The organism is Limnothrix sp. FACHB-881 (genome assembly GCF_014698135.1).
Lineage (GTDB): Bacteria > Cyanobacteriota > Cyanobacteriia > CACIAM-69d > CACIAM-69d > CACIAM-69d.
On record NZ_JACJSN010000010.1, the window covers coordinates 106,818 to 132,750 of the forward strand.

25 protein-coding genes are annotated in these 25,933 nt (G+C 57.3%); 9 read left to right on the plus strand and 16 right to left on the minus strand.

From position 1 onward, the window contains the following. The first annotated feature begins 57 nt into the window (after positions 1–57). A complete protein-coding gene (locus H6G52_RS11250) occupies positions 58–639 on the plus strand; it encodes a zf-HC2 domain-containing protein (RefSeq protein ID WP_190528343.1) in 582 nt (193 codons plus the stop codon). A 442-nt stretch (positions 640–1,081) separates the two neighbouring features. Continuing rightward, on the plus strand, positions 1,082–1,621 hold the full coding sequence (locus tag H6G52_RS11255; protein ID WP_099534975.1) for a COP23 domain-containing protein: 540 nt from the start codon (positions 1,082–1,084) through the stop codon (positions 1,619–1,621). Positions 1,622–1,730: 109 nt separating this feature from the next. Here H6G52_RS11255 and tatC read toward each other — a convergent pair whose 3' ends face one another. Then, positions 1,731–2,528: a twin-arginine translocase subunit TatC gene (gene tatC / locus H6G52_RS11260; protein WP_099534976.1), complete on the minus strand. Its 798-nt coding sequence runs from the start codon at positions 2,526–2,528 to the stop codon at positions 1,731–1,733. Between the two features lie 136 nt (positions 2,529–2,664). Here tatC and H6G52_RS11265 point away from each other — a divergent pair, with 136 nt between their 5' ends. Further along, a complete protein-coding gene (locus H6G52_RS11265) occupies positions 2,665–3,750 on the plus strand; it encodes an ABC transporter permease (protein WP_099534977.1) in 1,086 nt (361 codons plus the stop codon). A 27-nt stretch (positions 3,751–3,777) separates the two neighbouring features. Here the strand turns inward: H6G52_RS11265 and H6G52_RS11270 are convergent, their stop codons facing one another. Then, entirely contained in the window at positions 3,778–4,365 is a 588-nt protein-coding gene (locus H6G52_RS11270; protein ID WP_190528344.1) for a PAP/fibrillin family protein, read from the minus strand. A 151-nt stretch (positions 4,366–4,516) separates the two neighbouring features. Here H6G52_RS11270 and H6G52_RS11275 point away from each other — a divergent pair, with 151 nt between their 5' ends. The 5 genes from H6G52_RS11275 to H6G52_RS11295 all read left to right on the plus strand — a co-directional run bounded on the left by H6G52_RS11275 (position 4,517) and on the right by H6G52_RS11295 (position 7,074). Next, entirely contained in the window at positions 4,517–4,750 is a 234-nt protein-coding gene (locus H6G52_RS11275) for a DUF3134 domain-containing protein (protein ID WP_234407086.1), read from the plus strand. 156 nt (positions 4,751–4,906) lie between these two features. Beyond that, positions 4,907–5,104 (plus strand): 50S ribosomal protein L35, encoded by a 198-nt coding sequence (gene rpmI, locus H6G52_RS11280; RefSeq protein ID WP_099534979.1) that lies wholly within the window; start codon positions 4,907–4,909, stop codon positions 5,102–5,104. A 126-nt stretch (positions 5,105–5,230) separates the two neighbouring features. Next, positions 5,231–5,590 (plus strand): 50S ribosomal protein L20, encoded by a 360-nt coding sequence (gene rplT, locus H6G52_RS11285; RefSeq protein WP_099534980.1) that lies wholly within the window; start codon positions 5,231–5,233, stop codon positions 5,588–5,590. Positions 5,591–5,869: 279 nt separating this feature from the next. Next, complete coding sequence (locus H6G52_RS11290; RefSeq protein ID WP_099534981.1) at positions 5,870–6,388, plus strand: tetratricopeptide repeat protein; 519 nt, start codon at positions 5,870–5,872, stop codon at positions 6,386–6,388. Between the two features lie 188 nt (positions 6,389–6,576). Continuing rightward, complete coding sequence (locus tag H6G52_RS11295; protein WP_190528346.1) at positions 6,577–7,074, plus strand: hypothetical protein; 498 nt, start codon at positions 6,577–6,579, stop codon at positions 7,072–7,074. A gap of 60 nt (positions 7,075–7,134) precedes the next feature. On the opposite strand, the gene H6G52_RS11300 is transcribed toward H6G52_RS11295, so the two are convergent. The 8 genes from H6G52_RS11300 to H6G52_RS11335 all read right to left on the minus strand — a co-directional run bounded on the left by H6G52_RS11300 (position 7,135) and on the right by H6G52_RS11335 (position 18,239). Next, on the minus strand, positions 7,135–9,222 hold the full coding sequence (locus H6G52_RS11300) for a thioredoxin domain-containing protein (protein WP_190528348.1): 2,088 nt from the start codon (positions 9,220–9,222) through the stop codon (positions 7,135–7,137). A gap of 76 nt (positions 9,223–9,298) precedes the next feature. Further along, positions 9,299–9,643, minus strand: coding sequence for a DMT family protein (locus H6G52_RS11305; protein ID WP_190355617.1), 345 nt, complete (start codon positions 9,641–9,643; stop codon positions 9,299–9,301). Positions 9,644–9,719: 76 nt separating this feature from the next. Continuing rightward, a complete protein-coding gene (locus tag H6G52_RS11310; RefSeq protein ID WP_190528350.1) occupies positions 9,720–10,571 on the minus strand; it encodes a matrixin family metalloprotease in 852 nt (283 codons plus the stop codon). Positions 10,572–10,584: 13 nt separating this feature from the next. After that, positions 10,585–10,815 carry a preprotein translocase subunit SecG gene (gene secG / locus H6G52_RS11315; RefSeq protein WP_099534985.1) on the minus strand — a complete coding sequence of 77 codons (231 nt, stop codon included), beginning with the start codon at positions 10,813–10,815 and terminating at the stop codon, positions 10,585–10,587. An 80-nt stretch (positions 10,816–10,895) separates the two neighbouring features. After that, positions 10,896–12,494 carry a 2,3-bisphosphoglycerate-independent phosphoglycerate mutase gene (gene gpmI / locus H6G52_RS11320; protein ID WP_099534986.1) on the minus strand — a complete coding sequence of 533 codons (1,599 nt, stop codon included), beginning with the start codon at positions 12,492–12,494 and terminating at the stop codon, positions 10,896–10,898. Between the two features lie 107 nt (positions 12,495–12,601). Beyond that, positions 12,602–14,332 carry an ATP-binding cassette domain-containing protein gene (locus tag H6G52_RS11325; protein ID WP_099534987.1) on the minus strand — a complete coding sequence of 577 codons (1,731 nt, stop codon included), beginning with the start codon at positions 14,330–14,332 and terminating at the stop codon, positions 12,602–12,604. A 705-nt stretch (positions 14,333–15,037) separates the two neighbouring features. Beyond that, entirely contained in the window at positions 15,038–16,618 is a 1,581-nt protein-coding gene (gene serA, locus H6G52_RS11330) for a phosphoglycerate dehydrogenase (protein ID WP_099534988.1), read from the minus strand. Between the two features lie 220 nt (positions 16,619–16,838). Continuing rightward, on the minus strand, positions 16,839–18,239 hold the full coding sequence (locus tag H6G52_RS11335; RefSeq protein ID WP_190528352.1) for an aldehyde dehydrogenase family protein: 1,401 nt from the start codon (positions 18,237–18,239) through the stop codon (positions 16,839–16,841). Positions 18,240–18,327: 88 nt separating this feature from the next. Here H6G52_RS11335 and H6G52_RS11340 point away from each other — a divergent pair, with 88 nt between their 5' ends. Beyond that, positions 18,328–19,710, plus strand: a complete 1,383-nt coding sequence (locus tag H6G52_RS11340) for an FGGY-family carbohydrate kinase (protein ID WP_190528354.1) — start codon at positions 18,328–18,330, stop codon at positions 19,708–19,710. Positions 19,711–19,746: 36 nt separating this feature from the next. On the opposite strand, the gene H6G52_RS11345 is transcribed toward H6G52_RS11340, so the two are convergent. The 6 genes from H6G52_RS11345 to H6G52_RS11370 form a co-directional block, all read right to left on the minus strand. Next, positions 19,747–21,180, minus strand: a complete 1,434-nt coding sequence (locus tag H6G52_RS11345) for a cytochrome P450 (RefSeq protein ID WP_190528356.1) — start codon at positions 21,178–21,180, stop codon at positions 19,747–19,749. A gap of 77 nt (positions 21,181–21,257) precedes the next feature. Continuing rightward, entirely contained in the window at positions 21,258–22,250 is a 993-nt protein-coding gene (locus H6G52_RS11350; protein ID WP_190528358.1) for a methyltransferase domain-containing protein, read from the minus strand. An 87-nt stretch (positions 22,251–22,337) separates the two neighbouring features. Beyond that, a complete protein-coding gene (locus H6G52_RS11355; RefSeq protein WP_099534990.1) occupies positions 22,338–23,021 on the minus strand; it encodes a class I SAM-dependent methyltransferase in 684 nt (227 codons plus the stop codon). Between the two features lie 201 nt (positions 23,022–23,222). After that, positions 23,223–24,140, minus strand: coding sequence for a TIGR01777 family oxidoreductase (locus H6G52_RS11360; protein WP_190528360.1), 918 nt, complete (start codon positions 24,138–24,140; stop codon positions 23,223–23,225). Between the two features lie 242 nt (positions 24,141–24,382). Continuing rightward, complete coding sequence (psb28, locus tag H6G52_RS11365; protein ID WP_370567696.1) at positions 24,383–24,814, minus strand: photosystem II reaction center protein Psb28; 432 nt, start codon at positions 24,812–24,814, stop codon at positions 24,383–24,385. A gap of 70 nt (positions 24,815–24,884) precedes the next feature. Then, entirely contained in the window at positions 24,885–25,889 is a 1,005-nt protein-coding gene (locus H6G52_RS11370; protein WP_190528362.1) for an acetyl-CoA carboxylase carboxyltransferase subunit alpha, read from the minus strand. Positions 25,890–25,933 lie beyond the last annotated feature (44 nt).

Below are 25,933 nucleotides of genomic sequence, written 5' to 3' on the forward strand. Positions count from 1 at the left end.
GAAATGCGTCCCCATGGACAAGACCCTGATTGGTCCGAAGCGTTCTGGTCTCGGGTTGTGGCATCGGATTCTGATCGCAGCCTCAACCAAGACCTAGACGGCGATCGCCTAGAGCAGGATTACCTCGACCCAAACTCCGATCCTGCGATTACGGAATCTTGGGGTTCGGGTTCCCCCATTGGCCTTGAGCAGTTTGAGTTGCTCAGTGCCTATCTTGATGATGAAGTCACCCCTGAAGAGCGACAGCAGGTTGAGGCCTGGTTGGCGACGGATTCAGCGGTGCAACAGGTTTTTAGAACGATGGGTGGTTTGAGCCGATCGATCACTCAGATCCCGGTGCCCGCTGCGGCCCCGATCGAGCAAACGGTGCAAGGCGTGTTGGCCAAGCTCGATCGCCGGAAACAGCGCCTGCAATGGGTTGGTGGCTCCGCGATTGCGGCGGTGGTGACGGCGGCCTTGGCTTCCATCAGCACGGGCTGGCAGGAACCAAGCTGGCAAATGGCGAGCTATCGATCGACCCCTGAGCAGTCCCTGGCCTTGTCTAGCCAATCGCCAACGCTGGCCCCCACGGAGCCGGCCGCTTCGCCCACTGGTCAAACGCCGCGATCGGTGGTCGATCGCGCCCTGATCATCGAATAGACGGCTCAAACGGAACAGCCCTCGGATCGGCATTGCGCCCCTGTGGCGTTTTGCCGATTCTTTTGATTAAGTTGCTGCCTCGCTTTGCGCAAGTGTCGATCGCCCTGAGGATCAGTAACCATGCGCCCCTGTCCTTGGGATTTTGAGACCCCGGGTTAGAGATCCCTGGGAGCTTTTTGGGGGTTTAGCACGTCTGAGAAGCTATCAACGAAATGCCGTTCAGGTGGTGCTGTTCTTGATAGTGCCGAAATCCGCTCCCCTTTCAGGCCGTAGACCCCAGCCATTGCGTACTCCAATGTGCTGACCTGATTTCAAAGGATTGCGGGAGTTACGGTTTTCTGTTCGCTCCCCAGACTTGAATTCCCGAATATTCCCCGGTATACAGTCAAACTTAACGCCAAGTCATCCTCAAAGTACGGGGTTTCAGACCCAGGAGTTTTCGATGAAGTCAGCTATGAAATGGGCGATCGCTGGTTTGGTGGCCCTCAACCTGCCTTGGATGACCGCCGAAACCGCCAGAGCCGGCGCTATTAAATCCTTAGCCTCCTTCCAATGCCAACAGGTCAATGGCTATTACGCCACGGTGGCCGTTCAGCGAAATGGGCGCACAGCTCCGGTCATTGCCTGGACTAGTGAAGAATTTAGCGATGCGGGCTACACCCCCCAGCGCCGTTGCGGCGAAGTCACCAGCCGGTTAAACGGCGTGCTGCGGGAGAACGGTAATCGCCTCAGTAATATCTACTTAACCGTGGGACGGGTGAATAGCCACACGGTGGTTTGTAGTGTGGGCAACATGCGATCGGGCTGCAATCGCAACAACGTGCTTTTTACCCTCAGCCAAACCAACCGCCGATCGAACGATCCCCGTGAAGTGTTGGAGCGACTGTTCAACACGCGCGTTCTCAGCAGCGGCAACCCGGTACAAGAATCGGGCGGTCAACCCTACGTGAACTTGGAAAGTTTGGTGAATCAGCTTTTTTAGGTCGCTTTTTTAGGTCGCTTTCTTTAGGCTCCTTGCAGGATGGGCGGCCTTCAACATGGGGCACGGGGGAAATGCCTCGATAGAATCAAGACCCCAATTAACAACCCAATTAACGACCCAGCAGGCGCAACACCCCAACACCACTGAAATACAAGCCAAGGACTGCGCCGCTCAAGAGTCCCTGGGTCAAGGGATCGGTGGAGGGAGTCAGCACCGCGCCCAGGATCACCGCGCCCAACAGCACGTAGCGCCACCCCGCCAGCATTTGCCCCGAGGAAACCACTCCCAATAAACCCAGCATCACTTGCAAAACGGGTATTTGGAAGGTGAGGGCCGTGCTGAAGAGCAAAAGCAGCACAAATTTAAAGTATTTCTCGATCGACCAAGCCTGTTCGACCACATCGCCGCCATAGCTCACGAAGAAGTTGAGGGCCGCTGGTACAAGGGCTTGGTAACCAAACACTAGCCCCATGATGAACAGGACGCTGGATCCCACAACGGCGGGCAGCACTAACCGCCGCTCGCGCCGGGTGAGGCCGGGCAGGACGAACTGAATAATTTGGTAAAGGATGTAGGGGGTTGCCAGCAGCAAACCCGAGTAGCCAGTGACCTCGATCGAGACAAAGAAAAATTCGCCGGGTGTCAGTTGCAGGAACTTCACCCCATTGGCCGGTGCTTCCAACAGCCGCACGATCGGCCGGACAAAGACGAAGCAAACGCCCATTGCCAACACCACCACCCCCAAGGCCGCAAAGAGGCGCGATCGCAACTCCTCTAGGTGCTCAAAAAGGGACATTTCCACTTCATCGGGCAGCTCATCATTGGGGTCGATCGGGTCGATCGGCTCGGGCGACGGCATGGCCGGCGGGGTGATGTGGGGCTGGTCGAGGTCAGAGGAAGCGGTCATAGGGGAAGGAAAAATGGGGCGATCGAGGCGGTGAGGCTGGGCAGCGCCGGACGGCCGGGAAAACCCGCTGGGGCTGGTCAGTTAAGATTGGTCAGCACAGATTCATTTCTTAACATTCTAAGGGGCCTCCGTAACGATGAAATGGTGGCAAAAGCTGAAGGGAAGTCCGCTGGCACGCTGGGGCGCGATCGTGCTTGGATTGCTTTACACCGTTGCCCTGTTTGCGGAGTTTGTGGCTCCCTATGACCCCTACAGCGTCCAAGCGCAGGGGGCCCTGCTGCCACCCACGGTGATTCATTGGCAAGATCAGGCTGGGCAGTTTTTGGGGCCCCATGTTTATCCCACAACGCTGGGGGCAACGGATTTGCAGACGGGTGATCGCCCTTTGCGGGTGGATCGATCGCAGCCTTCTCGACTGCGACTGCTAACGACGGGCCCTGAATACCGGCTTTGGGGATTGATCCCCGCTCGGTGGCATTTATTTGGCACCGATGGGCCCGGGCGCTGGAACGTGTTAGGAACCGATGAGCAAGGGCGCGATCAGTTCAGTCGCTTGGTCTATGGCAGCCGCATCAGCCTCAGCATTGGACTAGTAGGAATTGCGATTTCTTTCCCGATCGGGCTGTTAGTTGGCGGCATTTCTGGCTACTTTGGCGGCTGGATTGACAGCACAATCATGCGGCTCACAGAAGTGCTGATGACCATTCCGGGCATTTACCTGTTGGTGGCTTTGGCTGCCGTCTTGCCCCCCGGCCTGAGCAGTGCCCAGCGGTTCTTCCTGATTGTGGCCATCACATCATTCATCAGTTGGTCGGGCCTGGCACGGGTGATTCGCGGCCAAGTGCTGTCCATCAAGGAGCGGCCCTTTGTGCAGGCGGCCCGAGCCATGGGGGCCGGGACTCTCAGGATTGTGGTGTTGCATGTGTTGCCCCAAACGGCCACTTACACGATTATTTCCGCAACTTTGGCCGTGCCGAGTTTCATTGTGGCGGAATCGGTGTTGAGCTTGGTGGGGCTGGGGATTCAGCAGCCCGATCCTTCCTGGGGCAATCTGTTGTCTTTGGGAACCAATGCTTCGATTTTGACATTGCAGCCTTGGTTGGTTTGGCCCCCGGCGATCGCGGTGGTGCTGACGGTGCTGTCCTTTAATCTGTTGGGCGATGGGCTACGGGATGCCCTGGATCCGCGCAGCACGGAGCGATCGAGCCGCTTGAGTGAATAGCTGTTGCTTAACCCTTGGGGCAAAAACCTAGACTCGCCGCAGCACAAACACGCTTCCTTCATTGCCCCGACCAATTCGCAAATCATCATCCAGATAGGTCACGTCTAGCCAGCCCTGTTGCTGGGCGGGGTTCAAGGTGAAATTCAGTGCTCGAAACCGATCTCCCTGTTCAGCCCGATCGACCCAATCGGTAATTTGGCGATAGTTCGCTAACCGCTGGGAACCCACCACAATTCGCTGAAAACGCACCGCCACCCGCACCGCCGACAAAGCCTCAAACCTGGCCGCCACCGCCACATAGCCCTCCAGCCAAGGGAAGTTGTTGTTGAGTTCCGCCAAGTTATAGATCGTTTGTCGATCGGGGCGAATGCATTGATAAATCGCGCCCAAATTGGCGATCGGGGGACGATTAATACCCAGTAGTTCTCGACTGGTGGTGTAAAGCAGTTGCCAATCGCCCGCGAGCTTGGCCGGCTGCTCGATCGGGCTGGGGGTTGGGTTGCGTTCCTCCAGCCGCGTAATCAGCGCCAAAATAGCCGCCTTGTCAGAGGTCGTGGTTTTTAAACCCAAGTTTTGACCCACCAGGGCCGCAAGCAAATCTGATTTTCCCAGCATGATGAATTCAACAATCCAGTAGGACGGGGCGGAGCGATCGTGGCACACTTGACAGGGGAGGCCTCTTGTGGAAACACTAGGATCCGCTTCCAGCCCAACAGGCACAAGCCCCTATCCACCATATCGCTAGCAACCTATCCCTAAACTATTGATGAACACTCCTGCTTTGCGTGAAGAACCGCGCCGTGCTCGTGCGGGCGTGATCCCGGCCCAAACCAACGCTTCGATCTTGGACTGGCTGGAATCATCAGGTCGGCTGCGCGATCGCGATGAACGGGACTTTGAGTACAACGAGCGCGACGAAGAAATCGCCGATATGCTTGTGGGCGAAGAAACGGGCTACGAGCTGGATGACGACGACGACATGGCCAGCGACGAACCCTAGGCCCTGTTACCTTCAACCAATTAGCGCGATCGACCTCAGAGGCTTCATTGCCCCCAGCGCCTCCTTGACCGCATAGGTCGATCATTTACGCAATGGGGCTAGCAGTGATAGGATTTGAAATCGCGCCAACCAAGCGCCCAACCCCGAGGTAAGTCCATGCCTAAACTCAAAACTCGCAAAGCTGCCGCCAAGCGCTTTCGCAAGACCGGTAGCGGTAAATTTGCCCGCCGGAGCGCCCTGCGTAGCCACCTTCTAGAAAAGAAGAGCGCTGTTCGTAAGCGTCGTTTGGCCGGTGCGGCTCTGGTGCACGAGCGCGATGCAGACAACGTGCAACTCATGTTGCCTTATCTCTAAGGACAAAATCCTCGCAGCTTTTGCCCGGGGAACCTGTCAATGCTAGTTGCCGCTATCTCGATCGGCGCTTCCCCGCTTTCCTCTGTTTTTTCTGTATTGCTTTAGTTTCAAGCAAAGTCAACCCCTATGGCACGTGTTAAGCGCGGCAATGTTGCTCGCAAACGCCGCAAAAAGATTCTGAAGCTCGCCAAGGGCTTCCGTGGTTCCCACTCGCGTCTGTTCCGCACCGCTAACCAGCAGGTAATGAAGGCCCTGCGGAGCGCCTATCGTGATCGCCGCCGCCGCAAGCGCGATTTCCGTCGCCTGTGGATTGCACGGATCAACGCTGCTGCTCGGATCAATGGCACGAGCTATAGCCAATTGGTGGGCAACCTGAAGAAGGCTGATATTCTGTTGAACCGGAAAATGCTGGCCCAGTTGGCTGTTCTGGATCCTGAAGTGTTTGGCAAGGTGGCCGAGGCTGCCAAGGCAAAAGCTGCGGGCTAAGGGTGCGATCGCTTGATTTTGCGAATCAATCCAGCCGATGGGTGCAGCTTAATTCAGCACTTCGTTCAGCAAAATGATGGCGATGGCCAGTGGTGCTCAGGCGTGATAGCAACATCGATCCTTCTGGATAGTGAGGGCGCGGGCGATCGCGCCCTTTGCTATTGATGCGATGCTATTGATGTGGTGCTATTGATGTAGCTGCTGGTCAACGAAAAGCCCTAGCAATTTCAATTTTTTTAATTAACGAGTCCCCCTTTCAATCCTCTTGCTTTAATCCCTATGGAAGGCTCAGTTGGTATTGTCTATATTTCAATTTTGGTGGGGCTGCTGTCGATCGTGGCCTTTTTTGTACTGCGTCAGGTGTTCAAAACTCGTCGCCTAGAAAATACCCTCAGCCGCTTGCAAAAAGCCGCCAGCAGTGGGGAAGCAGGTGCTCAGGCGTTTTATGAACTGGGCAGTATTTACATGGATAAAAAAATGTATGGCCAGGCGATCGAGCAATTCCAGCGATCGCTCAAGAAAGGTGAAGAAGAATCCACCGATAACTTGGCCATTGTTTACAACGCTTTGGGATTTGCCTACGTGGCCCAAGAGCAGTTTGATTTGGCCATTCGGCAATACAAAGAAGCTGTCAAACTCAACGGCGGCTACGTGACCGCCTGGAATAACTTGGGATTTGCCTACGAGAAAAAACAACTGGTGAAGCAAGCCTTGGAAGCCTATGAAGCAGCCTTGGCGGCCGATCCCAAAAATGATGTGGCGAAGCGCCGTCTGGAGTCATTGCAAAAGCGCGCATAAAATCAACAGCAGGGGCAAGGATTCCACAGACCTTGCCCTTGTTTGTTTTTGTCGCGACGGGGTTAATCAACGGCTGTTGATGGAAATCAAAGCCTGGAAATTAAAATCTGGGAATTAAAACCTGGGAATCAAAACCTGGGAATTAACGCCTGCTTGCGATCTTGATTGGAAAACTTGAGGATTCGACCATGTTGGATATGTTGTCTTCGCTGCTGAGAAATCCTGCCCTGGCCGGTGGTTCAGGGGACTTGGGAGCCATGTTGCAAACCTTCCAAGCCATCAGCAGCCAAGGGGGATTGGACTTGGCGAACACCCAAGCGGTGATGGGAATTGTGGCGAAATATTTGAAAGAGGGCTTGCAGGCTAACCAGGCGGCCAATGGTTTTGAGCAAACCCAAGCGTTGGTTGATCAATTGGGCGGCACGGAACCCAATGCAGCGGCGATCGAGGCGTTTTTGAATCAACCCCAGGTGGAACAAATGCTGGGGGAAATTGAGGCCCGCACAGGGCTGCCCGCCGGGTCGATCGAACCGATTTTGCCGATGGCAGTGCCCCTGATGCTGAACTTTTTAAAGTCCAACGAGCAAGGCAATTCGCTCCTCGGTGGCTATTTGGATAGTGACGGGGATGGGGATATTGATATGTCGGATTTGATGGGGTTGGCGATGAAATACCTGAATCGCTAGGGCTGGTTCGATCGCTTGTAGGAGCACTGGCATCTCTGGCCGGGATTAACCGCCATAAGCCTACCCCTGGCATTGCTTCAGCAAAGACCAGAGTTGAGCTTGATCCGTGGCGGCAGGCAGGCAGGTTAGCCCTTTGCAAACCAGGGCGATCGCCCCTGGCGGTAATTGCTGATCCAACCGCAAAACCGTAGTGGGCAAATATTGCTGGGCCAAGAGGGCCAGGGTTTCCGCCTTGGCCCGCACCAGCACTGGCCGCTGGAACTGATCCAAGGCTGCCAGCAAACTGGGACAAGCGCGGGGGTGCTCGTCTAAGAAGCGATGGAAACTGCGGAAGCCCTGTTCAGCGCGATCGAGATAGGTCAAATTTTCCGTGAGCAGGGCCAGGCGCACCAAGTTGCCCAGGGCTGTGCCGTTGGCGGCGGGGGTGGCGTTGTCGATGATGCTCCGCTCGCGAATGATTAAATCCGGGCGATCGTCCGCGTTGAAATATCCGCCATGATCAGCATCCCACAGGTGCTGATCAAATTCCGCCTGAAGTTGGGTCGCTAAGGCTAGCCACTGATCCGCCTCTGAGGGAGTAATTTGCCCCGTGGCGATCAGGGCTGTTGCGGCCTGGTGCAGTTCCAGCAGGCTGCGGATCACTTCGGCGTAGTCTTCCGCTTGGGCCCCGATCGCCGGTTGTCCGTCGTAGTTCAGCCGATAGAAGCGATCGCCCGCACCGTGATGAGTTTGCAAAAAGCGGGTTGCTCCGGCAGCTAACTGGTAGGCGGGCAAGTCCTGAAACACGGCGGCCGCCCGGGCCAACCCGGCAATCATCAAACCATTCCAAGCGGCGATCGCCTTGGTATCGGTAACAGCGGGAATGCGACCGGGCCAAGCGACGGTTTTCGCCTCGGTGGCGTTGCGGGCGGGTGGAAATTGGGCCAACTGGGCGCGGGGCTGGCCGTAACGCACCGTGAACAGGCGATCGATCGCCTCTGTCACCCCATCCGGCAAAGTCCCGCCCGATCGCCGCTGCAACACATTCACACCTTCAAAGTTGCCCGGCACTGAAACCGTGAACTGTTCCACCAATGCCGAGAGGGTTTCCGGTTCCAACAAAGATTCCAGCTCATCCCAGCCCCAAACGTAAAATGCACCTTCTTCCGGTTCCGCCGCTGCGGGATCGGTGAAGCTGTCGGCATCTTGGGCCGCATAGAAGCCGCCATCGGGATTGGTCATTTCACGGCGGAGCCAGTCGATCGCCCCAAAAATTCCCGATCGCAGGGAGGGATCCTGGGCCCCCGCACTCCACAGATTCGCCAAAAACTCCACGATTTGCCCATTGTCGTAGAGCATTTTTTCAAAATGGGGCACTGTCCAGGTGGGATCAACGGTGTAGCGATGAAAGCCGCCGCCCACATGGTCGTTGATGCCGCCCAGGGCCAGGGCCACCCCCCGTTGCAAACTGGGGCGCAGGGCTTCTGGAATTTGGTCGCTCCAAGGCTCGGGACTGGTGACCCGATAGCCCCGCAACACAAAATCCGCATAGGGAACCATTGGAAACCGATTGCTCGATCGCCCTTCGGCCAAAACCGCCGCATTTTCCTGCCAACCTTGCTCAACCAAGGTGCGATCGAACAAATTGGCCCCCGCAGCTAAATCCACCGTTGGTTGCAGGGCCGCCAGAATTTGCCCCTTAATTTGGGCCACTTGCTCCGGCTGTTGGTCGTAGTGATCGCGCAGCGCTTGCAACAATTGCAAAAATCCTGGCCGGCCATAGCGCGGCTCCACCGGAAAATAGGTTCCCCCATAAAACGGCACTAAATCGTAGGGATCCAGCCAAATATTCAGCGGCCAGCCCCCTTGGGAAATCATCATTTGCAGCGCTTGCATATAGATGCTGTCGATGTCGGGGCGCTCTTCCCGATCGACCTTAATGGGCAAGAAATTCGCATTCAGGTAATCCGCGATCGCCGGATCTGAAAAGGCTTCACCCTCCATCACCGTGCACCAATGGCAACTGGAATAGCCAATGGACAAAAAAATCGGTTTATTTTCCTGTTTCGCTTGGGCAAGGGCTTCCTCACACCAAGGCCACCAGTCAATGGGATTATTCGCGTGTTTTTGTAGATATAAACTCTGGCTACTAGCAAGGCGATTAGGCATGATGATTTAGGCGACTGGGATTGGCTAAATTTGAACGGTTAAGTTTCGGTGGCGACGATTTTAAGATTTTGTTTGCTTAAGATTTGGTTTGATCGCTAAAAATCAAATAAGCAGCGCCCGCCAGCAACATAGCAGCCAGAAAGTAATTGCGTGTCACGGGGACTTTCATATACCAAACGCTAAATCCAGCAAACACCACCATCGTAATAACCTCCTGCAAAACCTTGAGTTGCGGTAGATTAAAGTATTGCGTGCCCAAGCGATTGGCAGGTACTTGAAAACAATATTCTAGAAAGGCGATCAGCCAACTTACGACAATTGCAACCCACAGGGGTGCAGTCTTCAAATCTTTTAAATGACCATACCAAGCAAAGGTCATAAAAATATTAGAAATCATCAATAAGCCAATGAGGTTCCACATAGCCAGAAGGGTTTAACACCATTCAGAAGAGATGGGATTCTAAGCAGGACTTAGCGCATTTTGACTGGTGATCGCCCTAGTTTAATGGCCAACCGAGGCGGGTGGGTTGCTCATAGATTTTTACTAGGGTGTTCAGATCCCGATCGGAAATGGGGGGCGGATTGGCCACGGCGGCGGCATAAAGCGCGTCTTGGGGATTAGGACTGTGGCCCCAAATTCCCAGGGCATGGCCCAACTCATGGCGAGCCGTGCCCAGCAGTTGAGCAAACGCGCGATCGCCCCGCAGCTCGATCGTGAATCGGTGGGCTAGTCGGGGGCGATCGCCCCGTAGATCCCAATAGAACTCATAGGTGGTGCGGGCGTTGGCAGCTCGGGGCAAACCGGCCGCATTGCGCAGGGTGGGATTGCCCAGGGCGATGGTGATGTCGGCCGGGGTCGAATCCCCAGCGTCCAGCAGTTGCAGCGATAGATAGGGTTGCCAATCGGCGATCGCCTGGGTCACGGCCTTGCGCCAAGCTGCCGCGCGGGGCGGTGTGGGAGCAAGGGCAACGGTGATCGGAAACTGCGACCAGATCAGGTGACCCACGATCGAGGGTTCAATTTGGTCGAAGTAATCTGAACCAAAGGAATCTGGGTCGAAGTCATCCCCGGCCCCGTTACGCGGCGGAACAAGTCTTGATTGGGCCGCCGGGCGATCGCGCCACTGTTGCAAACGGGCCGGCAACGGGTGTACCTGGGGCGGCGGTAGTTGGGAGAGTAGGGACGGCGGTGGTTCCGTTGCTTGGGCGAGCGAATCCCCCCCTCGATCGACTAGCCCCCAAATTCCCAGACCACTCCAGACCCAACCGCCCAAAACACAACAGAGCGCGATCGCCCCGTAGACCATCGCGCTCTGCCATCGTTGTCGGTTGCGGGACACCCCACCCATTGGGCGATCGCCCCTAACCCTTCAGCCAGCCGGCACTCAGCACCACCGCCAAACCCATGAACACCAAAGCCAGCGTCCAGGTAATGCGATTCAGCGTGGCTTCCGCGCTCTTGGTGCTCGAAAACAGTTGAGCTTGGCCGCCAATGCCGCCGAGACCGTCGCCCTTGGGGCTGTGCAACAGCACAAACACCACCAAACCGAGGGCAGACAGGGCCCAGATTATTTCCAAAATCGTGGTCAGCATAGGAAACGCAGGATTGTACCCAGCAATAGCGGAATCAACATTTTACAGCCGGATGGAGACCCCCAGCGGCCCCCGTTGGTCTAAACGCCTACCGTGACCGGCGTGCGATTCAACTTGGCTTCATAGGCCGCCGGAGCCACGATCGACTTGCCCGTCATTTCAGAGGGCTGGGGCAAATTCAGCAATTGCAGAATCGTCGGCGCAATATCCGCCAAGCAACCATCATCCCGCAACTGAACATCGCAGCCATGGCCGACCACCTTGCGGCGCTCCCCTTCCACCACGATGAATGGGACACGGTTGGTGGTGTGGGCTGTCCAGGGATTACCCGCCTCATCGAACATGTATTCCGCATTTCCGTGGTCAGCGGTGATCAGCACCGTGCCGCCCACCTTGGAGACCGCCGTCAACACCCGGCCCAAACAGCGATCGACCGTTTCAATGGCCTGAATGGCCGCTTCCATCTGTCCAGTATGGCCCACCATGTCCGGATTGGCATAGTTCACCACCACCAAGGAGTAGACCTCCTTTTGAATGGCGGAAACCACCGCATCGGTCACCGCGTCCGCAGACATGGCCGGCGCGCGATCGTAAGTTGGCACCATCGGACTCGGGATCAGCACCCGATCTTCCCCTTCAAAGGGGTCTTCCAAACCACCATTGAAGAAGTAGGTAACATGGGCATATTTTTCCGTTTCGGCAGCTCGAAACTGGCGGAGGCGATGATTCGCCAACACCTCACCCAAAATGTTTTTCAGATCCTGCGGCGCGAAGGCCACGGCCACGGGTAGCTCGGGATCATATTGGGTGAAGGTGACGAAATGGATCGGTTGCACCAGTTCGCGCTCAAACCCATCAAACTGAGGATCCATGAACGCTTGGGTGAGCTGCCGCGCCCGATCGGGACGGAAATTGAAGAAAATTACGCCGTCTTGGGCCGCCACGGCCCCCGGAGCCACCCGCACCGGCAGAATGAACTCATCAAAAACCTTTTCCGCGTAGGAGTCCTGAAGGATCTGCACGGGCGATCGCCCATCCACTTCACCCTCCGTGGCCATCACCTGGTAGGCCTTTTGCACCCGATCCCAGCGGCGATCGCGATCCATCGCGTAGTAGCGCCCGGAAACCGTCGTGATTTGACCCACCCCCGCGTCATCAATCAGCCCTTGCAGGCGAGTCAGAAACTCAATGCCACTGTTGGGCTGGGTGTCGCGACCATCGGTGATGGCGTGAATACAGACTTCCGTGATTCCCTGTTGCGTTGCCAGTTTCAGCAACCCGGCCACATGATCCAAATGAGAATGCACACCCCCATCGGAACAAAGGCCAATCAGATGGAGCTTGCCGCCACTGGCTTTAACCTGCTGACAGGTGGCGACCAGGGCAGGATTGCTCAAAATTGAATCGTCTTCAACGGCATCGGAAATGCGAACCAACTCTTGGGGCACAATCCGACCCGCACCAATGTTCAGGTGGCCCACTTCAGAGTTACCCATTTGCCCCTCGGGCAGTCCAACCGCCTTACCTGATGTGCGGATCAGTGTGTGGGGATAGGCTGCCCAAAGGCTATCAACGATCGGGGTTTTCGCTTCGGCAATCGCATTACCGTTGCGATCTTCGCGGTAGCCCCAGCCGTCAAGAATGATCAGCACGACAGGGGAGACAGTTGACTCCACCATACTCTGATTGCTCTTCATATTTGCTTAATTTTCCCGCCATAATAGCACCGAGATTTAACCTATAAGCCTGGGATGGTTTGTGGCGCATCCCAGACGTTACAAGGTATTTACAAACCGGTGTTTGCTTTTTTCGCGTCCTGCTTGGCCCGTTGCTTTTCGCGCTCTTTCTCGCGCTTGGCGGCCGCTTTGTCCGCCTTCTCTTGGGCAATGGCTGCCAACTTTGCTTGCTCTTGTTCCTCGGCAATCTTGTCGAGATAGTAGCGATAGTTGCCCTGATAAACGCGCAGTTCGCCTTCACGAACTTCCACAATTTTGTTGGCAACTTGCGAAATAAAGTATCGATCGTGCGACACGATCAAGGCAGTGCCATCGAATTGCGTCAGGGCTGATTCGAGGGTTTCTTTTGCAGGAATGTCCAAGTGGTTGGTTGGCTCGTCCAAAATCAGCAGATTAACGGGCTGAACGAGCATTTTGGCGAGGGCTAAACGCGCCTTTTCGCCCCCACTCAAGGATTCAACTTTCTTGAGAACCGCTTCGCCACTGAACAGGAAACGGCCCAAGAGGCTGCGCACCTCTTCCTCTTTCCAGTCTGGGGCTTCGTCCCGCAGGGTGTCAATGACGGTTTTGTGTAAATCCAGGGCTTCGGCTTGGTTTTGCTCAAAATACCCGGGGATCACGTTGTGTTGACCAATTTGGGCGGTTCCCTCGGTGGGGGCTTCCCGACCCATGATCATGCGCAACAGGGTGGATTTACCGCAACCATTGGGCCCGAGGAAGGCGATTCGATCGCCCCGTTCCACGGTCAAGTTCGCACCCAGGAACAGGATCTTATCGGCCCAAGCGTGGGTCAGGTCTTCAATTTTGACCACCTCGCGACCGCTGCGCGGGGCGGGCGGAAACCGAAATCGCAGGGTGCGCACATCAGCCACAGGAGCTTCGAGGCGCTCCACTTTTTCCAGTTGTTTTTCGCGGCTCTTGGCTTGGGTGCTGCGGGTGGCGCTGGCCCGGAACCGATCGACAAAGGCCTGTTGCTTGTCTAGTTCCTTTTGCTGGCGATCGTAGGCCGCCTGGAGGGCGCTGCGATTTTCTTCTTTTTGGGCCAGGTATTGGGAATAGTTACCCAAGTAGGTGGTGGACACACCGCGCTCGGTTTCCACAATTGTGGTGCAGAGCCGATCGAGAAATTCTCGGTCGTGGGAAATCAACACCAGCGGCTTGCCCAGTTGCTTCAGGTAGCCTTCTAACCACTCGATCGACTCGAGATCCAAGTGGTTGGTCGGTTCGTCCAACAGCAACAGATCCGGCTCTTGCAGCATCACCTTGCCCAAGCAGATCCGCATTTGCCAGCCGCCACTGAAGGAGCTGACCAGCCGATCGCCATCGTCCGGCTCAAACCCCAACTCCGGCAACAGGCGATCGACCCGGGCTTCTAGCCCATAGCCATCCAGGGCTTCAAACCGGCGTTGTAGGTGGTCGAGATCGCGCAGCAAGGCTTCTAGGCGATCGGGATCTGCCGCGCCCATCTCGTTTTGCACCTGGTGCATTTGATCCTGCACCTCGCAAGCTTCCGTGAAAGCCGAGAACAGTTCTTCGCGCACCGTGCGGCAAGGATCCACATCAAACTCTTGGTTGAGATAACCAATGCGCAAATCAGCCGGGCGAATAATTTGCCCGGCCGTTGGCTCAATCTCACCCATGATGATTTTGAGTTGGGTGGATTTACCTGCCCCATTCACACCAACCAACCCAACCCGATCGCCGGGCTTGACCTCCCAGCTCACATCCCGCAGGACTTGGCCCGTTGGGTAAATTTTTTGGATGCGTTCCAAACGCAGCACGTTTGCCTCCCGGTTTCAGGTTTGCTGGTCGTTAACGTGGTTGAACTGGTTGAGCTTCAAACTGAAGGGAATCTTAGACCAATGCACGAAAGCGTAAAAGCCTTGAGCGTGAAACTCCCTTCGGTAGTGGTTCCGGCTTGAGGCTCATACCACAGTGAAATGATTGGGATCGATCGGGCGATCGAAGCCAAATGGGTATAGGACAGCTTGCAAACGTTATGGATCGCGCTTAATCGGTTATCCGGTTTTGCCGTTGCTCCGACCAATTGCCGACCCCTTTTAGGTTTTATCCAGCTAGACTCAGCCAGACTCGGTGAGCAGCATCAATAAAGATGCGACCAGCAAACTGTTGTCTTTGTAACAAAACTTAGGCCGTATGGTAGCAGGGTCAGGCCCGATCGCCTAGTTTTTTTGTCAGGGAGTGACCATTAATTTTGCTCATAGGCTGACTCATGGGTTAGCCCATCGATCTACTTATCAGCCGATTTTTGTGATCAGCCGATTTTTGCGCAAGAAAAAACCTCGAGCTGGGCCAGCCAGCAATCGAGGTTTCAATCGGGGTGCATCTACATGGAGTGGTTTTCAGCCCTCCAATCATTAGCTCCGGATAGTTTTTCAGCAAAGAAGCCTAGGATCCGTCGTCATTGCCACCGCCGTAGGGGTTGGGTTTCCCAACCCTAATCTGAACCCTAATCTGAGCGATCGCTAAAGCACCACCGTGAAGGCATCGCGGATGCCCGGAACCTTCACAATCTCTTCGAGCAGGCCATCGGGCAGCAGATCATCAATGCTCAACACCATCACCGCATCGCCGCGCACAATCTTGCGGCCCACCTGCATACTGGCGATGTTCACATTGAAGCTCCCCAGCAGCGAACCAATTTTCCCAATGATCCCCGGCATATCCCGGTGCTTGGTCAGCAGCATGTAGCGGGTGGGGGTGACGTTAATCGGAAAATCATCAATTCCGGTGATGTGAATTTCCCCGTCACTCAGCAGGGTGGCCGTGGCCGAATGCTCGCCTAACGAACCCACCGCCGACAGGTGCAGCGAGCCGGTGTAGTCCCGAACGGAAGAATCGCGGGTTTCAATCACCCGGATGCCCCGCTCCTTGGCTTCAATGCTGGCGTTGACGTAGTTCACCCGTTCCCGCAAAGCCTGGGACAACAAACCTTTCAGGGCTGCGATCGTGATGGGTTTGCTGTCTTTTTCCGCCAATTCCCCTTGCAGGCGCACCGTCAGGGATTCCACCCGACCGCCAGCCAGTTGGCTCACCAAAGTGCCCAGGGTTTCCGCCAACTTCAGGTAGGGCCGCAGTTGCTCCATCACATCGGGATAAAGACCCGGAATGTTCACGGCCGATCGCGCTGGCAGCCCCAACAGCACATCGCGGATTTGCTCCGCCACGTCGATCGCCACGTTCACCTGGGCCTCTTCGGTGGAAGCACCCAAGTGCGGAGTCAGCACCACTTCCTTGCCCAAGCCCTTGAGGGGCGAATCTCCCAGCGGCTCATCCAAAAACACATCAAGGGCCGCGCCGCCAATCCGATTTTCCTTCAGGGCTTCGTAGAGCGCTTGCTCGTCGATGATGCCGCCCCGGGCGCAGTTAACGATCCGCACCGTGGGCTTCATCTTCGCCAGGGCTTCAGCATTAATCAGGTTGGCCGTTTCCGGTGTTTTCGGCATGTGCAGGGTGATGAAATCCGACTCACGGAACAGCAAGTCCAAATCCACCAAGCGACAACCCAACTGCTCGGCGCGTTCCTTGGAAATGAAGGGGTCATAGGCCAGCAGCTTCATGCCCATGGCCTTGGCACAGGAGGCCACATGGGAACCAATTTTGCCCAAGCCCAAAACCCCGAGCGTCTTTTTGTAAACTTCCACGCCCGTGAAGTTCTTGCGATCCCAGTTGCCGGCCTTGGTGGATTCGTTGGCGGCGGGAATGTAGCGCGACATGGACAGCATCATGGCCAGGGCGTGCTCGGCGGCGGCGATCGTGTTGCCTTCCGGCGAGTTCACAACCACAACCCCTTGGCGGGTGGCGGCGGGCACATCCACGTTATCGACTCCGACCCCAGCGCGGCCAACAATTTTCAAGCTTTGGCCGGCTTCGATCACACGGGCAGTGACACGAGTACCCGATCGAATCATGAGCGCGTCATATTCACCGATGATTTGCACCAGCTCATCTTCGGGCAGGCCGGTGCGGACATCGACTTGGGCCACTTGCGACAGAATGTCGAGGCCGGCTTTGTCGATCGGGTCGGAGACAAGTACCTTCGGCATGGGGCGAGTGTGCGGTTGGCAGATAGGAAAGGTCTAGTTCGCTGCGGGTTGACGAAGCGAGGGGTTGGCCCAAAGTTGCCAGCCAAAATCGCGACAAATCACTGAGGATCTGCGATTGGGTGATTTAGGAGCGGGTTGGGCTAACTTGCAGCCTCCTATTCTACAGGGGGTGATCACGATCACGATCGTCCCCTAGGGTTTCTTTGGGCTTAAGGAACAGTTAAGACCGCAATCGCGACAGCCAGGATAATTTGTTGTCGTCGTAGGGCGGATAGCGCATCGGAAATTCCGGCTTGGCCGATCGCCACAGGTGGCTGCGCTGATAGGAAAATAGCTCAAACCCAGCCCGGCCGTGATAGCGCCCCATGCCGCTGGCTCCCACGCCACCGAAGGGCAAATCGGGCACGGTGGCTTGCACCAACAGATCATTCACACAAAGGGATCCCGAGGTGGTTTCCCGGCCGATCGCCCGGCTAATGGTGCGATCGTTGGCAAACACATAGCAAGCCAAGGGATGGGGCCGGGCGTTGATTTGGGCGATCGCCCCGTCCAGGTGGTCATAGGCCAACACCGGCAAAATGGGCCCAAAAATCTCCTCTTGCATCACGGGATCGCTCCACTGCACCGCCGCCAACAGGGTTGGGGCCAAGTAGCGTTGCCTCGGATCCGCATCTCCGCCGATCACCACCTGGCCCGAACCGGGAATCAACCGCAACAGCCGTTCTAGGTGATAGTCATTGGCAATACGGGCAAAATCCGGGCTGAGGCTGGGGGTGGGGCCAAAGAAGTCGGTAATGGCCTCTTGGGCCAGCGCCAGAAACTCCGCTTCCCGATCGCGCGGCACTAACACATAGTCAGGAGCCAAGCAGCTTTGTCCTGCGTTGAAAAATTTGCCCCAAACGATTCGCCGGGCCGCGATCGGGAAGTCGGCCGAGCGATCGAGAATGCAAGGATTTTTGCCCCCCAGTTCCAGGGTGACCGGTGTGAGTCGCTGGGCTGCGTAGGCCATCACCACCTTGGCCACCGTGGGGCCACCCGTATAAAAAATATGATCGAAGGGTTCTTCCAACAGGGCTTGGCTGACCTGAATTCCCCCTTCCGCCACCGCCACATACATCGGGTCAAAGGCCCGGCGAATTAAATCCGCGATCGCCCGGGAGCTTTGGGGGGCAACCTCTGAGGGCTTAATCACTGCGCAGTTGCCCGCTGCGATCGCCCCCACCAGCGGCCCCAGGGTCAACTGCACCGGATAGTTCCAGGCCCCCATGATCAACACCACGCCCAACGGCTCCCGCTGCACCTTGGCTCGACCGGGCCAGAGGGTGAAGGGCAACCCGACCGATCGAGGCTTGGTCCAACTCCGCAGATGTTTGAGGGCGTGGTCAATTTCCAGCAGGCAAAATTCCAACTCCGCCAGCACCGCTTCAAAGGGAGGTTTGCCCAAATCCACCTGCAAGGCCCGCAGGAGCTGATCCTGTTGTTCTTCAATGGCCCGACGCAGATCTTGAAGCCGCCGCAGCCGATAATCCACATCGCGGGTGTAGCCCAACTTAAAAAAGTCGTGCTGGGTTTTCACCAATTCCTGGGGCGAGGTGGCAGAAGGCGCGATCGGCTGAGGCATAGGAGCAAAATTGGGCAAAGGCAGCAATCAAGCTTCAACTTAACGCACTAGCAGTTAACCGTTGATTAACCCACTAGGAGCCACGAGTATGGATTGGGGCCGCGATCAACGATGGGGCAATCAGTTGGCCATGGGCATTGACTTTGGAACCTCCGGGGCCCGAGCCATGGTGATCGATCGACAGGGAGCCGTAGTGGCCCAGGCACAGGTGCGCACATCGGGGACGGAATCGGGGAGTGCAGCCGATTGGCTGGCGCAATTGACGGCGCTGCTGGCGGATTTGCCCCGATCGGTGCGGCAACAAACGGGGGCGATCGCCATCAATGGCACTTCGGGAACCGTGCTGCTGTGCGATCGCCAGGGTCATCCCCTGACCGCTCCTCTTGCTTACGATGACGATCGGGGCCAATCCGTTTTGCCCCAAATTGCCGCGATCGCCCCGGCAGATCACGTCACCCACAGCGCCACCTCCAGCCTAGCCAAGCTGCTGTGGTGGCGGGCCACAGAATATGGCGGTCAGTGGCCCACGGTGGATCCGCCCCAATTGCTCCATCAAGCGGATTGGCTCGGGGCCCAACTGCACGGTCAATTTGGCATCACGGACTATCACAACGCGCTGAAGTTGGGGGGCGACCCCATCCGCCAAATCTATCCCCAATGGTTGCGCCGTTTGGATATTGGGCCATCGCTGCCCAAGATTGCACAACCGGGCCAGGCGATCGGAACCATTTTGCCCCTGTGGGTCGATCGCTGGGATTTCCCGATCGATTGCCAAATTTGCACCGGCACTACCGATAGCATTGCGGCATTTTTGGCCAGCGGAGTCCAGGAACCCGGCCAAGCGGTCACGTCCTTGGGGTCTACCCTAGCGATTAAATTACTGAGCGAGCAGCCCGTGGCCGATCGCGCCCATGGGGTCTATAGCCACTTTCTGGGGCGATCGTTAATGGCCCGCTTGGCAATGGCCCCCTTGGCCCCTGGGAGTGGCAACACGACCGCTAGTCCCCCCTCGGTCGATCGCTGGTTGGTGGGTGGGGCTTCCAATGCCGGCGGCCGGGTGTTGCGGCACTTTTTTTCTGACCAAGAGTTACAACGGCTCACTGCCCAAATTGATCCCCAGCAGCTCAGTCCTCTCGACTATTACCCCCTGCTGGAACCGGGCGATCGCTTCCCCATTTGTGATCCCCATTTGCCACCGCGCCTCACGCCCCGACCGGCGGATCCCGCCGCCTTTTTGCAAGGCATTTTGGAAGGCCTAGCCCGGATTGAGGCCCAAGGCTATCAGTTACTTCAGCAATTGGGAGCCAGCCCGCTGCAATCGGTGCAGACGGCCGGCGGTGGGGCAAAAAATGATGTATGGACGGCCATTCGATCGCGCCATTTGGGTTGCCCCGTGCGATCGGCAAAGCAGACGGAGGCGGCCTATGGCACGGCCTGGCTGGCTTGGGCCGGTTTGCTTGGGCCGACTTGATCGCGGCCCCATAATTCACCGCCCGATTGATCAGCCCTAGGCCACCGTTTGGGGCTTGGGCACTGGGGCAGGGGCCACCCGATCGCGCCGGGTCATCCGCAATCGCAGCGGCCCATCGGGCCCCACAGTCACCCCTCGGCGGGCCGGGCGGGGAGGCAACACCCCGGCATAGGCCACCGACCAGTCCATCAGCAGCGTTGCCAACACCAGCTTCATTTCAAACTGGGCAAAGGCCATGCCAATGCAGCTTCGGTTGCCGCCGCCAAAGGTCAAAAATTCTGAATTGCTGAACGATCGCTCCAAAAATCGTTCGGGTTGGAACTGGGTTGGGTTGGGATACAAATCCGGCCGACGGTGAGCGCTGTAAATGTTGGGCGAGACAATGGCCCCGGCGGGATAGTCATAGCGCCCGATCGTTGTGGGCTTCAGCAAGCGGCGCGGACTGCCAATCAGGGCCACGGGATACAGGCGCAAGGTTTCCTGGCAAAAAGCGTTCAGGTAGGGCAGTTTGGCGATCGCCATCGGTTCCGGATCCGGCCCCAGTTCGGCAATTTCCGCCCGGATTCGATCGCCCATGGCCGGAAACTGCGTCACCCACCACAGGGCCCAAGCCAAGGACGTGGCGGTGGTTTCATGGCCGGCCAGCAGCAGGGTCATTAATTCGTCGCGAATTTCCTCGTCGCTCATGGGCTGGCCCGCTTCATCGCGAGCCGCCAACAACAAGCTCAAAATATCGGTGCGATCGCTCGGCCCCCGATTGGTGGCTGGGTTCGGTTGAGCAGCGTCCTGTTGAGCTTGGACTTGCTCAGCGCGGCGATCGGCAATTTCCCCATAGAGCAAGACATCAAGCTGATTCCGCAACTTCAGAAAATAGCCCCAAGGACTCCATGGCCCCCAATCCCGCTGCAAGGACGGCAAAAACAACAGGCTAGAGGTGAAGGGCGATCCCAGCAGGTCTAGAATTTTGGCTGCCAAAACTTGGATTTGGCCATAGCGATCGCCATCCACCAGCCCAAACACCGCTTTCAGGATGGTTTTCAGCGTAATGACTTGGGTTACCTTGCGCCCAGCAATGACCTTTTGCGATCCCCAATCCGCCGCCTGTTGGCGGGTTAAGTCACAAATCAACCGCCCATAGGCTGTCATGCGTTCGCCATGGAACGGCGGCAACAGCAACTTGCGATGGCGACGGTGGGGATTACCATCCAACAACAGCAGGGAATTGAGACCCACCAGCGGCTCCAGCAGATAATTCATGGAACCGCTTTCGATCTGGTTGGGATCCAGAGAAAACACATCCGCGATCGCCTCTGGATCCGCCACAAGGGTCATGCGCAACCCGGTGACCAGTCCCAGGGAAAACGTTGACCCCCATCGATCGGTGCATTGATCCAGAAAAGTTAGCGGATCAAACAGCCAGCGAAACAGTTGCCACCCGGCGGGACTCGGCACAGAATTGGGAAAAAGCATGACTTGCGAGGAACGTCAGATTGGGCGATCGATTGGGGCGATCGATTTGAGTGATCAACTTGGGCGAGCCTTTTGCCTCAACGAGCGGTGGCAGTCGTGGCCGGTTGAGCCGAAACCGGAGCCGCCGCCCGCACTGCTCGGAACATGCCAAACCGACAAAGCCCGGCCCCAAAGGCCAAACGCATCAGCAGCAAGGTGGGCACTTCCCGCAAAGACTTCACCAGGCCCGGAATGCCAAACTTGATCAGGCCGGCGGGTCTGGCTACCCCTTGCCAGATGGAGTCAAGCCAAGAGGGCAAGGTTTCAGGAGTCCAATCAGCCGTCATCACATCGCCATCCGTGAGACCCGTGGCGGCCAGGTCTTCGGCAAAGCCTTCAATGCTGGCGAAGGCCGGGTGGGCCCATTGCTCCAGCAGTTGTTTCATGACGGGGCGCTCCCAGCCGTTGAGGGGCACTTGTCGATCGTCCCGCTGGTTCCAGTCAGCCACCACCAGAATTCCGCCGGGTTTGAGTACTCGCAGCAGTTCCTTGGCGAAAACGGCCTTGTCGGGCATGTGGGGCCCCGCTTCGATCGACCAAACCACATCAAAGCTGGCATCGGGGAATGACAGGGCCATGGCATCATCCACTGCGAATTGCGCTGTCACATCCGGCGGGGTCAAGGATTGGGCCCGGGCCACCTGCTGGGGACTGATCGTAATGCCTGTGACCTGGAAACCATAGTCCTTGGCCAGAATGCGACTGCTGCCGCCAATGCCACAGCCCACATCCAGCAGGGTTGTGCCGGCTGGCAGGCGATCGAGCTGGCCCCAACGCACCATTTCATGGACAAAATCCGCTTTGGCCGCCAAAAAGTCCTTGCGGCGTGGGGGAGAGCCATAGTGACCCAAGTGGATATGCTCACCCCAATAGAATTCCAAAATGCCGTCTGTGGTCCACTCGTCATAGGCGTTGGCGACGGAGTTGGCGGACTGGTACTTCCGAGGAGACCACAAATACAACGCCAGACCCAAAAGGGGCAAACCAACGAACAGGCCAAGGGCGATCGGGAGGGATAGGGGCAGGGTCATGGCAAAGGCAACCAAGCGGTCATGAAGCAATGGACAGGATCTATCGAGTTGGGCTGTTGATTAACCCCTCCAAGGGGCGGCCCATGTCTAGCTTGCCAGATTTGGGCAGGGACGGCGGCGAGCGAGGGTCATCCCATCCCCGATCGGGACGAGGCTTAGATCCACCCGAGGGTCTTGGTGCAACCGAGCGTTGAATTCGCGAATCGCTTCCGTGTTGTTTTCCTGGTTGTTGGGATCGACCACGCGCCCGGCCCACAGCACATTGTCAATGGCGATCAGGCCACCGGGTCGCACCAGGGCCAGGCAGCGATCGAGATAATTGGGGTAATTTTTCTTGTCCGCGTCAATGAAGGCGAAATCGAAGCAATCTGCCTGACCGTCCGCCAGCAATTGATCGAGCGTCTCGAGGGCCGGCGCAATTCGCAGATCGATTTTGTGGGCAACGCCGGCCCGCTGCCAAAATTCCTGGGCGATCGCGGTGTCGTTGGCGCTCACATCGCAGGCCACAATCCGCCCCCGATCGGGCATGGCCAAGGCGACCGAAAGGGTGCTGTAGCCCGTGAAGGTTCCCACCTCGATCGCCCGCTCAGCCCCAATCAGTTGCACCAACAGGGCCATGAACTGGCCCTGTTCCGGCGCAATTTGCATTTGGGCGGCGGGGTGGCGAGCGGTTACCTGCCGCAGTTCCTGCAAAATTGGCGCTTCCCGCAGGGACACGGCCAACAAATAGTCATAGAGGCGATCGCTCAGATCCAGCGTGCGAGGAGACATGGCAGAGGGGGGTGGGCGAGATGACGGATGCCAAAGATATTAATGCTGACAATAGGGCTGGCAATAGGGCTGCAACCAAAACCGGAAACAAGGTTGAAAAAGCCAGAAGTCCAAATACCGGAGACTCTGCGCCAGCAAGGAACAGGAGCCACCGGGCAGCGGGGGCATCCACCGTTTTGGCTCCCCCGGCCCCGACAAGCCCTAGACGATCGCCCGTAAGGCCGCCGACAAATCCCCATAGTCAAATTGGAAGCCCGCCTGTTGGGCCCGATCGGGCAGCACACATTGACCTTCCAACACCACCTGAGCCGCTTCCCCCAGCAATAGATCCAGCGCAAAGGCAGGCACCGGTAACCAAGAGGGGCGATTCAGCAAACTGCCCAGCACCTGGCACAGTTCCCCCATCCGTACCGGTTTGGGAGCGGTGGCGTTGTAAACCCCGCTGAAGCTGGGATCCTTGAGCGATCGCTCAATCAGATTCACCACATCTATCAAGTGAATCCAGGAAAACCACTGTTGACCCGTGCCCAAGGGGCCGCCCGCAAAGGCCCGAAACACCGGCAGCATTTTACCCAGCGCACCCCCATCTCCCAGCACAATGCCCGTGCGCAAAATCACCAACCGGGTTTGCTGGGCCGTGACGGCCTGGGCTTCCGCTTCCCAAGCTTGGCAAACCTGGGCCAAAAAGCCCTGGCCAGCCGAGCTGGCCTCGGTGAAGGTGGCCGTTTCGCTGGGGCCATAAAACCCGATCGCGGAGGAATTCACCAAAACGGTGGGTTTGGGATTGGCCGCCGCGATCGCCTCCACAATCCGCCGGGTTCCCAGTTGGCGACTGTCCAAAATTTCCTGCTTGCGGGCCGTGGTCCAGCGGCCTTCCGCGATCGGCGCACCGGCCAGGTTCACCACCCCATCGCACCCCGCGATCGCCTGTTGCCAATCGCCAGCGGCCGTGGGTTCATAGCCCACAATTGACAGGTTGGGAAAGGCCGATCGGGGAAAACAGCGCTCCGCCCTTGCCCGATCGCGACTGAAAAGCACCAGGGAATCCCCTTGCTGATTCAACCGCTGCACCAAGGCACGGCCAACGAAACCGGTTGCTCCAGTGATTGCAACTTTCATGGGGGACTCTTCGCCAGAAAAACGGTAGAAACGCGGGATCTGAATGGATGGATGGGCACAACGGATCTGAGTGATTTTGGCTGAGTAGCTTTGAAGGACTCAGATCCCGAGAACGCATCATCCATGCCTAAAGATCGACTCATCCTATTGTCGATCCATTGTCGATTTGTCGATCAGCCCCCATGAATTAGCCGTGAATTAGCCGTTGATTCACCCACCCGATCGTCGGCCATGGCGATCGCCTAGCGCGGGGCATAGCCCATTCCATTGGCATCGGCATAGCGATTCATGAACCGCATGAACCGATCCCACTGTTCCGGGATTTCAATCCGAAATTGGCATTCAAACCGCTCAAAATCATCGCCTTCGGGCCCGCCGAAGATAAACCGCACGCTGGAAGGTTCTACCAAAATGTCGCCTTCCTCGTCTCGCAGGCGCAGGCTCCCGGAAAACCGATTGGTCACGGCCCGAAAGCGCTCAATGCAGTTCAGTTGCTCAAAAACCATCATCACGATCTTTGCACCCGTGGCCGGATCCCGTCGCAGGCTCACGTTGCTGGGATCTTCAACCACCCCATCAAAAAACTCCATAGATGGGGCGATCGCACGGTTGATCGCGCCGCTGGTCGCATCGCTCATAGATACCTCCAAGGCCCCTGCGAGACTGATCCCCACGGGAAAAATACAGGATGCTCATTTCTATGATCGGATACAGACGCTTAATTGGATCTGCCCACGGCAACGACTACGAAGCGGAGGTCGCCAGCGATTCGATCGGCCCCTCGGTGAATTGACCAATTTTGCGGAATTTCTGATAGCGGCGATCGCGCCGGGCTTGGGGTGACAGGCTCAGGAGTTGTTCCAAGGCCCGCACGATCGCCTGCTTCAGGGTTTCGGCCGTTTCCAGCGGGTTGGAATGGGCCCCGCCCAAGGGTTCCGACAGAATTTCATCCAAAATCCCCAAATCCTTCAGATCACGCGCCGTGATCTTCAAGGCCTCGGCCGCTTGGGCCGCCTTGCCCGCATCTCGCCACAAAATTGAGGCGCAAGCTTCCGGCGAAGCCACAGTGTAGACCGAGTGCTCAAACATCATCAGCCAGTCGCCAACGCCAATTCCCAGGGCCCCGCCGGAGCCGCCTTCGCCAATGATGGTGCAAAGGATGGGCACATTGAGCCGGAACATTTCTCGCAGGTTATAGGCGATCGCCTCGCCTTGGCCCAGCCGCTCGGCATCAACCCCCGCCCAAGCACCGGGCGTGTCAATAAAGGTAATGATCGGCATTCCGAACCGATCGGCATGTTCCATCAGGCGCATGGCCTTGCGATAGCCGCCGGGGGTTGCCATGCCAAAATTCCGGGCCACATTGTCTTTGGTGTCGCGGCCTTTTTGGTGGCCCAAAATCACCACGGGCATTCCGTCCAAACTGGCCACGCCGCCCACGATCGCCGGGTCATCTCCCCCGCGCCGATCGCCGTGCAACTCCAGCCAATCATCGGTCATGGCGTTGATGTAGTCCAAGGTGCTGGGGCGGCGGGGATGGCGAGCCACTTGCAACCGCTGCACCGCCGACAAACCGCCATAGACCTCTTGGCGCAACTGGTTCGATCGCTCCTCCAACTGCTGGATTTGATCGCTCACATCCACCCCGTTCTCCTCCGCGAGGCGACGGATCCGCTCAATGCGCTCTTGCAGATCCACGAGCGGCTTTTCAAAGTCCAGATACAGAGGTTTTCGATTTGCAGTAGCCATAGGTCAAACACAGGCGCGATCGCGCAACGGTCGTGGTTGCCAAC

Excerpts from the sequence above, each read along its gene's own strand:
- H6G52_RS11255 (WP_099534975.1), top strand. The coding sequence starts at position 1,082 with ATGAAGTCAGCTATGAAATGGGCGATCGCTGGTTTGGTGGCCCTCAAC.
- tatC (WP_099534976.1), bottom strand. The coding sequence starts at position 2,528 with ATGACCGCTTCCTCTGACCTCGACCAGCCCCACATCACCCCGCCGGCC.
- H6G52_RS11265 (WP_099534977.1), top strand. The coding sequence starts at position 2,665 with ATGAAATGGTGGCAAAAGCTGAAGGGAAGTCCGCTGGCACGCTGGGGC.
- H6G52_RS11270 (WP_190528344.1), bottom strand. The coding sequence starts at position 4,365 with ATGCTGGGAAAATCAGATTTGCTTGCGGCCCTGGTGGGTCAAAACTTG.
- H6G52_RS11275 (WP_234407086.1), top strand. The coding sequence starts at position 4,517 with ATGAACACTCCTGCTTTGCGTGAAGAACCGCGCCGTGCTCGTGCGGGC.
- rpmI (WP_099534979.1), top strand. The coding sequence starts at position 4,907 with ATGCCTAAACTCAAAACTCGCAAAGCTGCCGCCAAGCGCTTTCGCAAG.
- rplT (WP_099534980.1), top strand. The coding sequence starts at position 5,231 with ATGGCACGTGTTAAGCGCGGCAATGTTGCTCGCAAACGCCGCAAAAAG.
- H6G52_RS11290 (WP_099534981.1), top strand. The coding sequence starts at position 5,870 with ATGGAAGGCTCAGTTGGTATTGTCTATATTTCAATTTTGGTGGGGCTG.
- H6G52_RS11295 (WP_190528346.1), top strand. The coding sequence starts at position 6,577 with ATGTTGGATATGTTGTCTTCGCTGCTGAGAAATCCTGCCCTGGCCGGT.
- H6G52_RS11300 (WP_190528348.1), bottom strand. The coding sequence starts at position 9,222 with ATGCCTAATCGCCTTGCTAGTAGCCAGAGTTTATATCTACAAAAACAC.
- H6G52_RS11305 (WP_190355617.1), bottom strand. The coding sequence starts at position 9,643 with ATGTGGAACCTCATTGGCTTATTGATGATTTCTAATATTTTTATGACC.
- H6G52_RS11310 (WP_190528350.1), bottom strand. The coding sequence starts at position 10,571 with ATGGGTGGGGTGTCCCGCAACCGACAACGATGGCAGAGCGCGATGGTC.
- secG (WP_099534985.1), bottom strand. The coding sequence starts at position 10,815 with ATGCTGACCACGATTTTGGAAATAATCTGGGCCCTGTCTGCCCTCGGT.
- gpmI (WP_099534986.1), bottom strand. The coding sequence starts at position 12,494 with ATGGTGGAGTCAACTGTCTCCCCTGTCGTGCTGATCATTCTTGACGGC.
- serA (WP_099534988.1), bottom strand. The coding sequence starts at position 16,618 with ATGCCGAAGGTACTTGTCTCCGACCCGATCGACAAAGCCGGCCTCGAC.
- H6G52_RS11335 (WP_190528352.1), bottom strand. The coding sequence starts at position 18,239 with ATGCCTCAGCCGATCGCGCCTTCTGCCACCTCGCCCCAGGAATTGGTG.
- H6G52_RS11340 (WP_190528354.1), top strand. The coding sequence starts at position 18,328 with ATGGATTGGGGCCGCGATCAACGATGGGGCAATCAGTTGGCCATGGGC.
- H6G52_RS11345 (WP_190528356.1), bottom strand. The coding sequence starts at position 21,180 with ATGCTTTTTCCCAATTCTGTGCCGAGTCCCGCCGGGTGGCAACTGTTT.
- H6G52_RS11350 (WP_190528358.1), bottom strand. The coding sequence starts at position 22,250 with ATGACCCTGCCCCTATCCCTCCCGATCGCCCTTGGCCTGTTCGTTGGT.
- H6G52_RS11355 (WP_099534990.1), bottom strand. The coding sequence starts at position 23,021 with ATGTCTCCTCGCACGCTGGATCTGAGCGATCGCCTCTATGACTATTTG.
- H6G52_RS11360 (WP_190528360.1), bottom strand. The coding sequence starts at position 24,140 with ATGAAAGTTGCAATCACTGGAGCAACCGGTTTCGTTGGCCGTGCCTTG.
- H6G52_RS11370 (WP_190528362.1), bottom strand. The coding sequence starts at position 25,889 with ATGGCTACTGCAAATCGAAAACCTCTGTATCTGGACTTTGAAAAGCCG.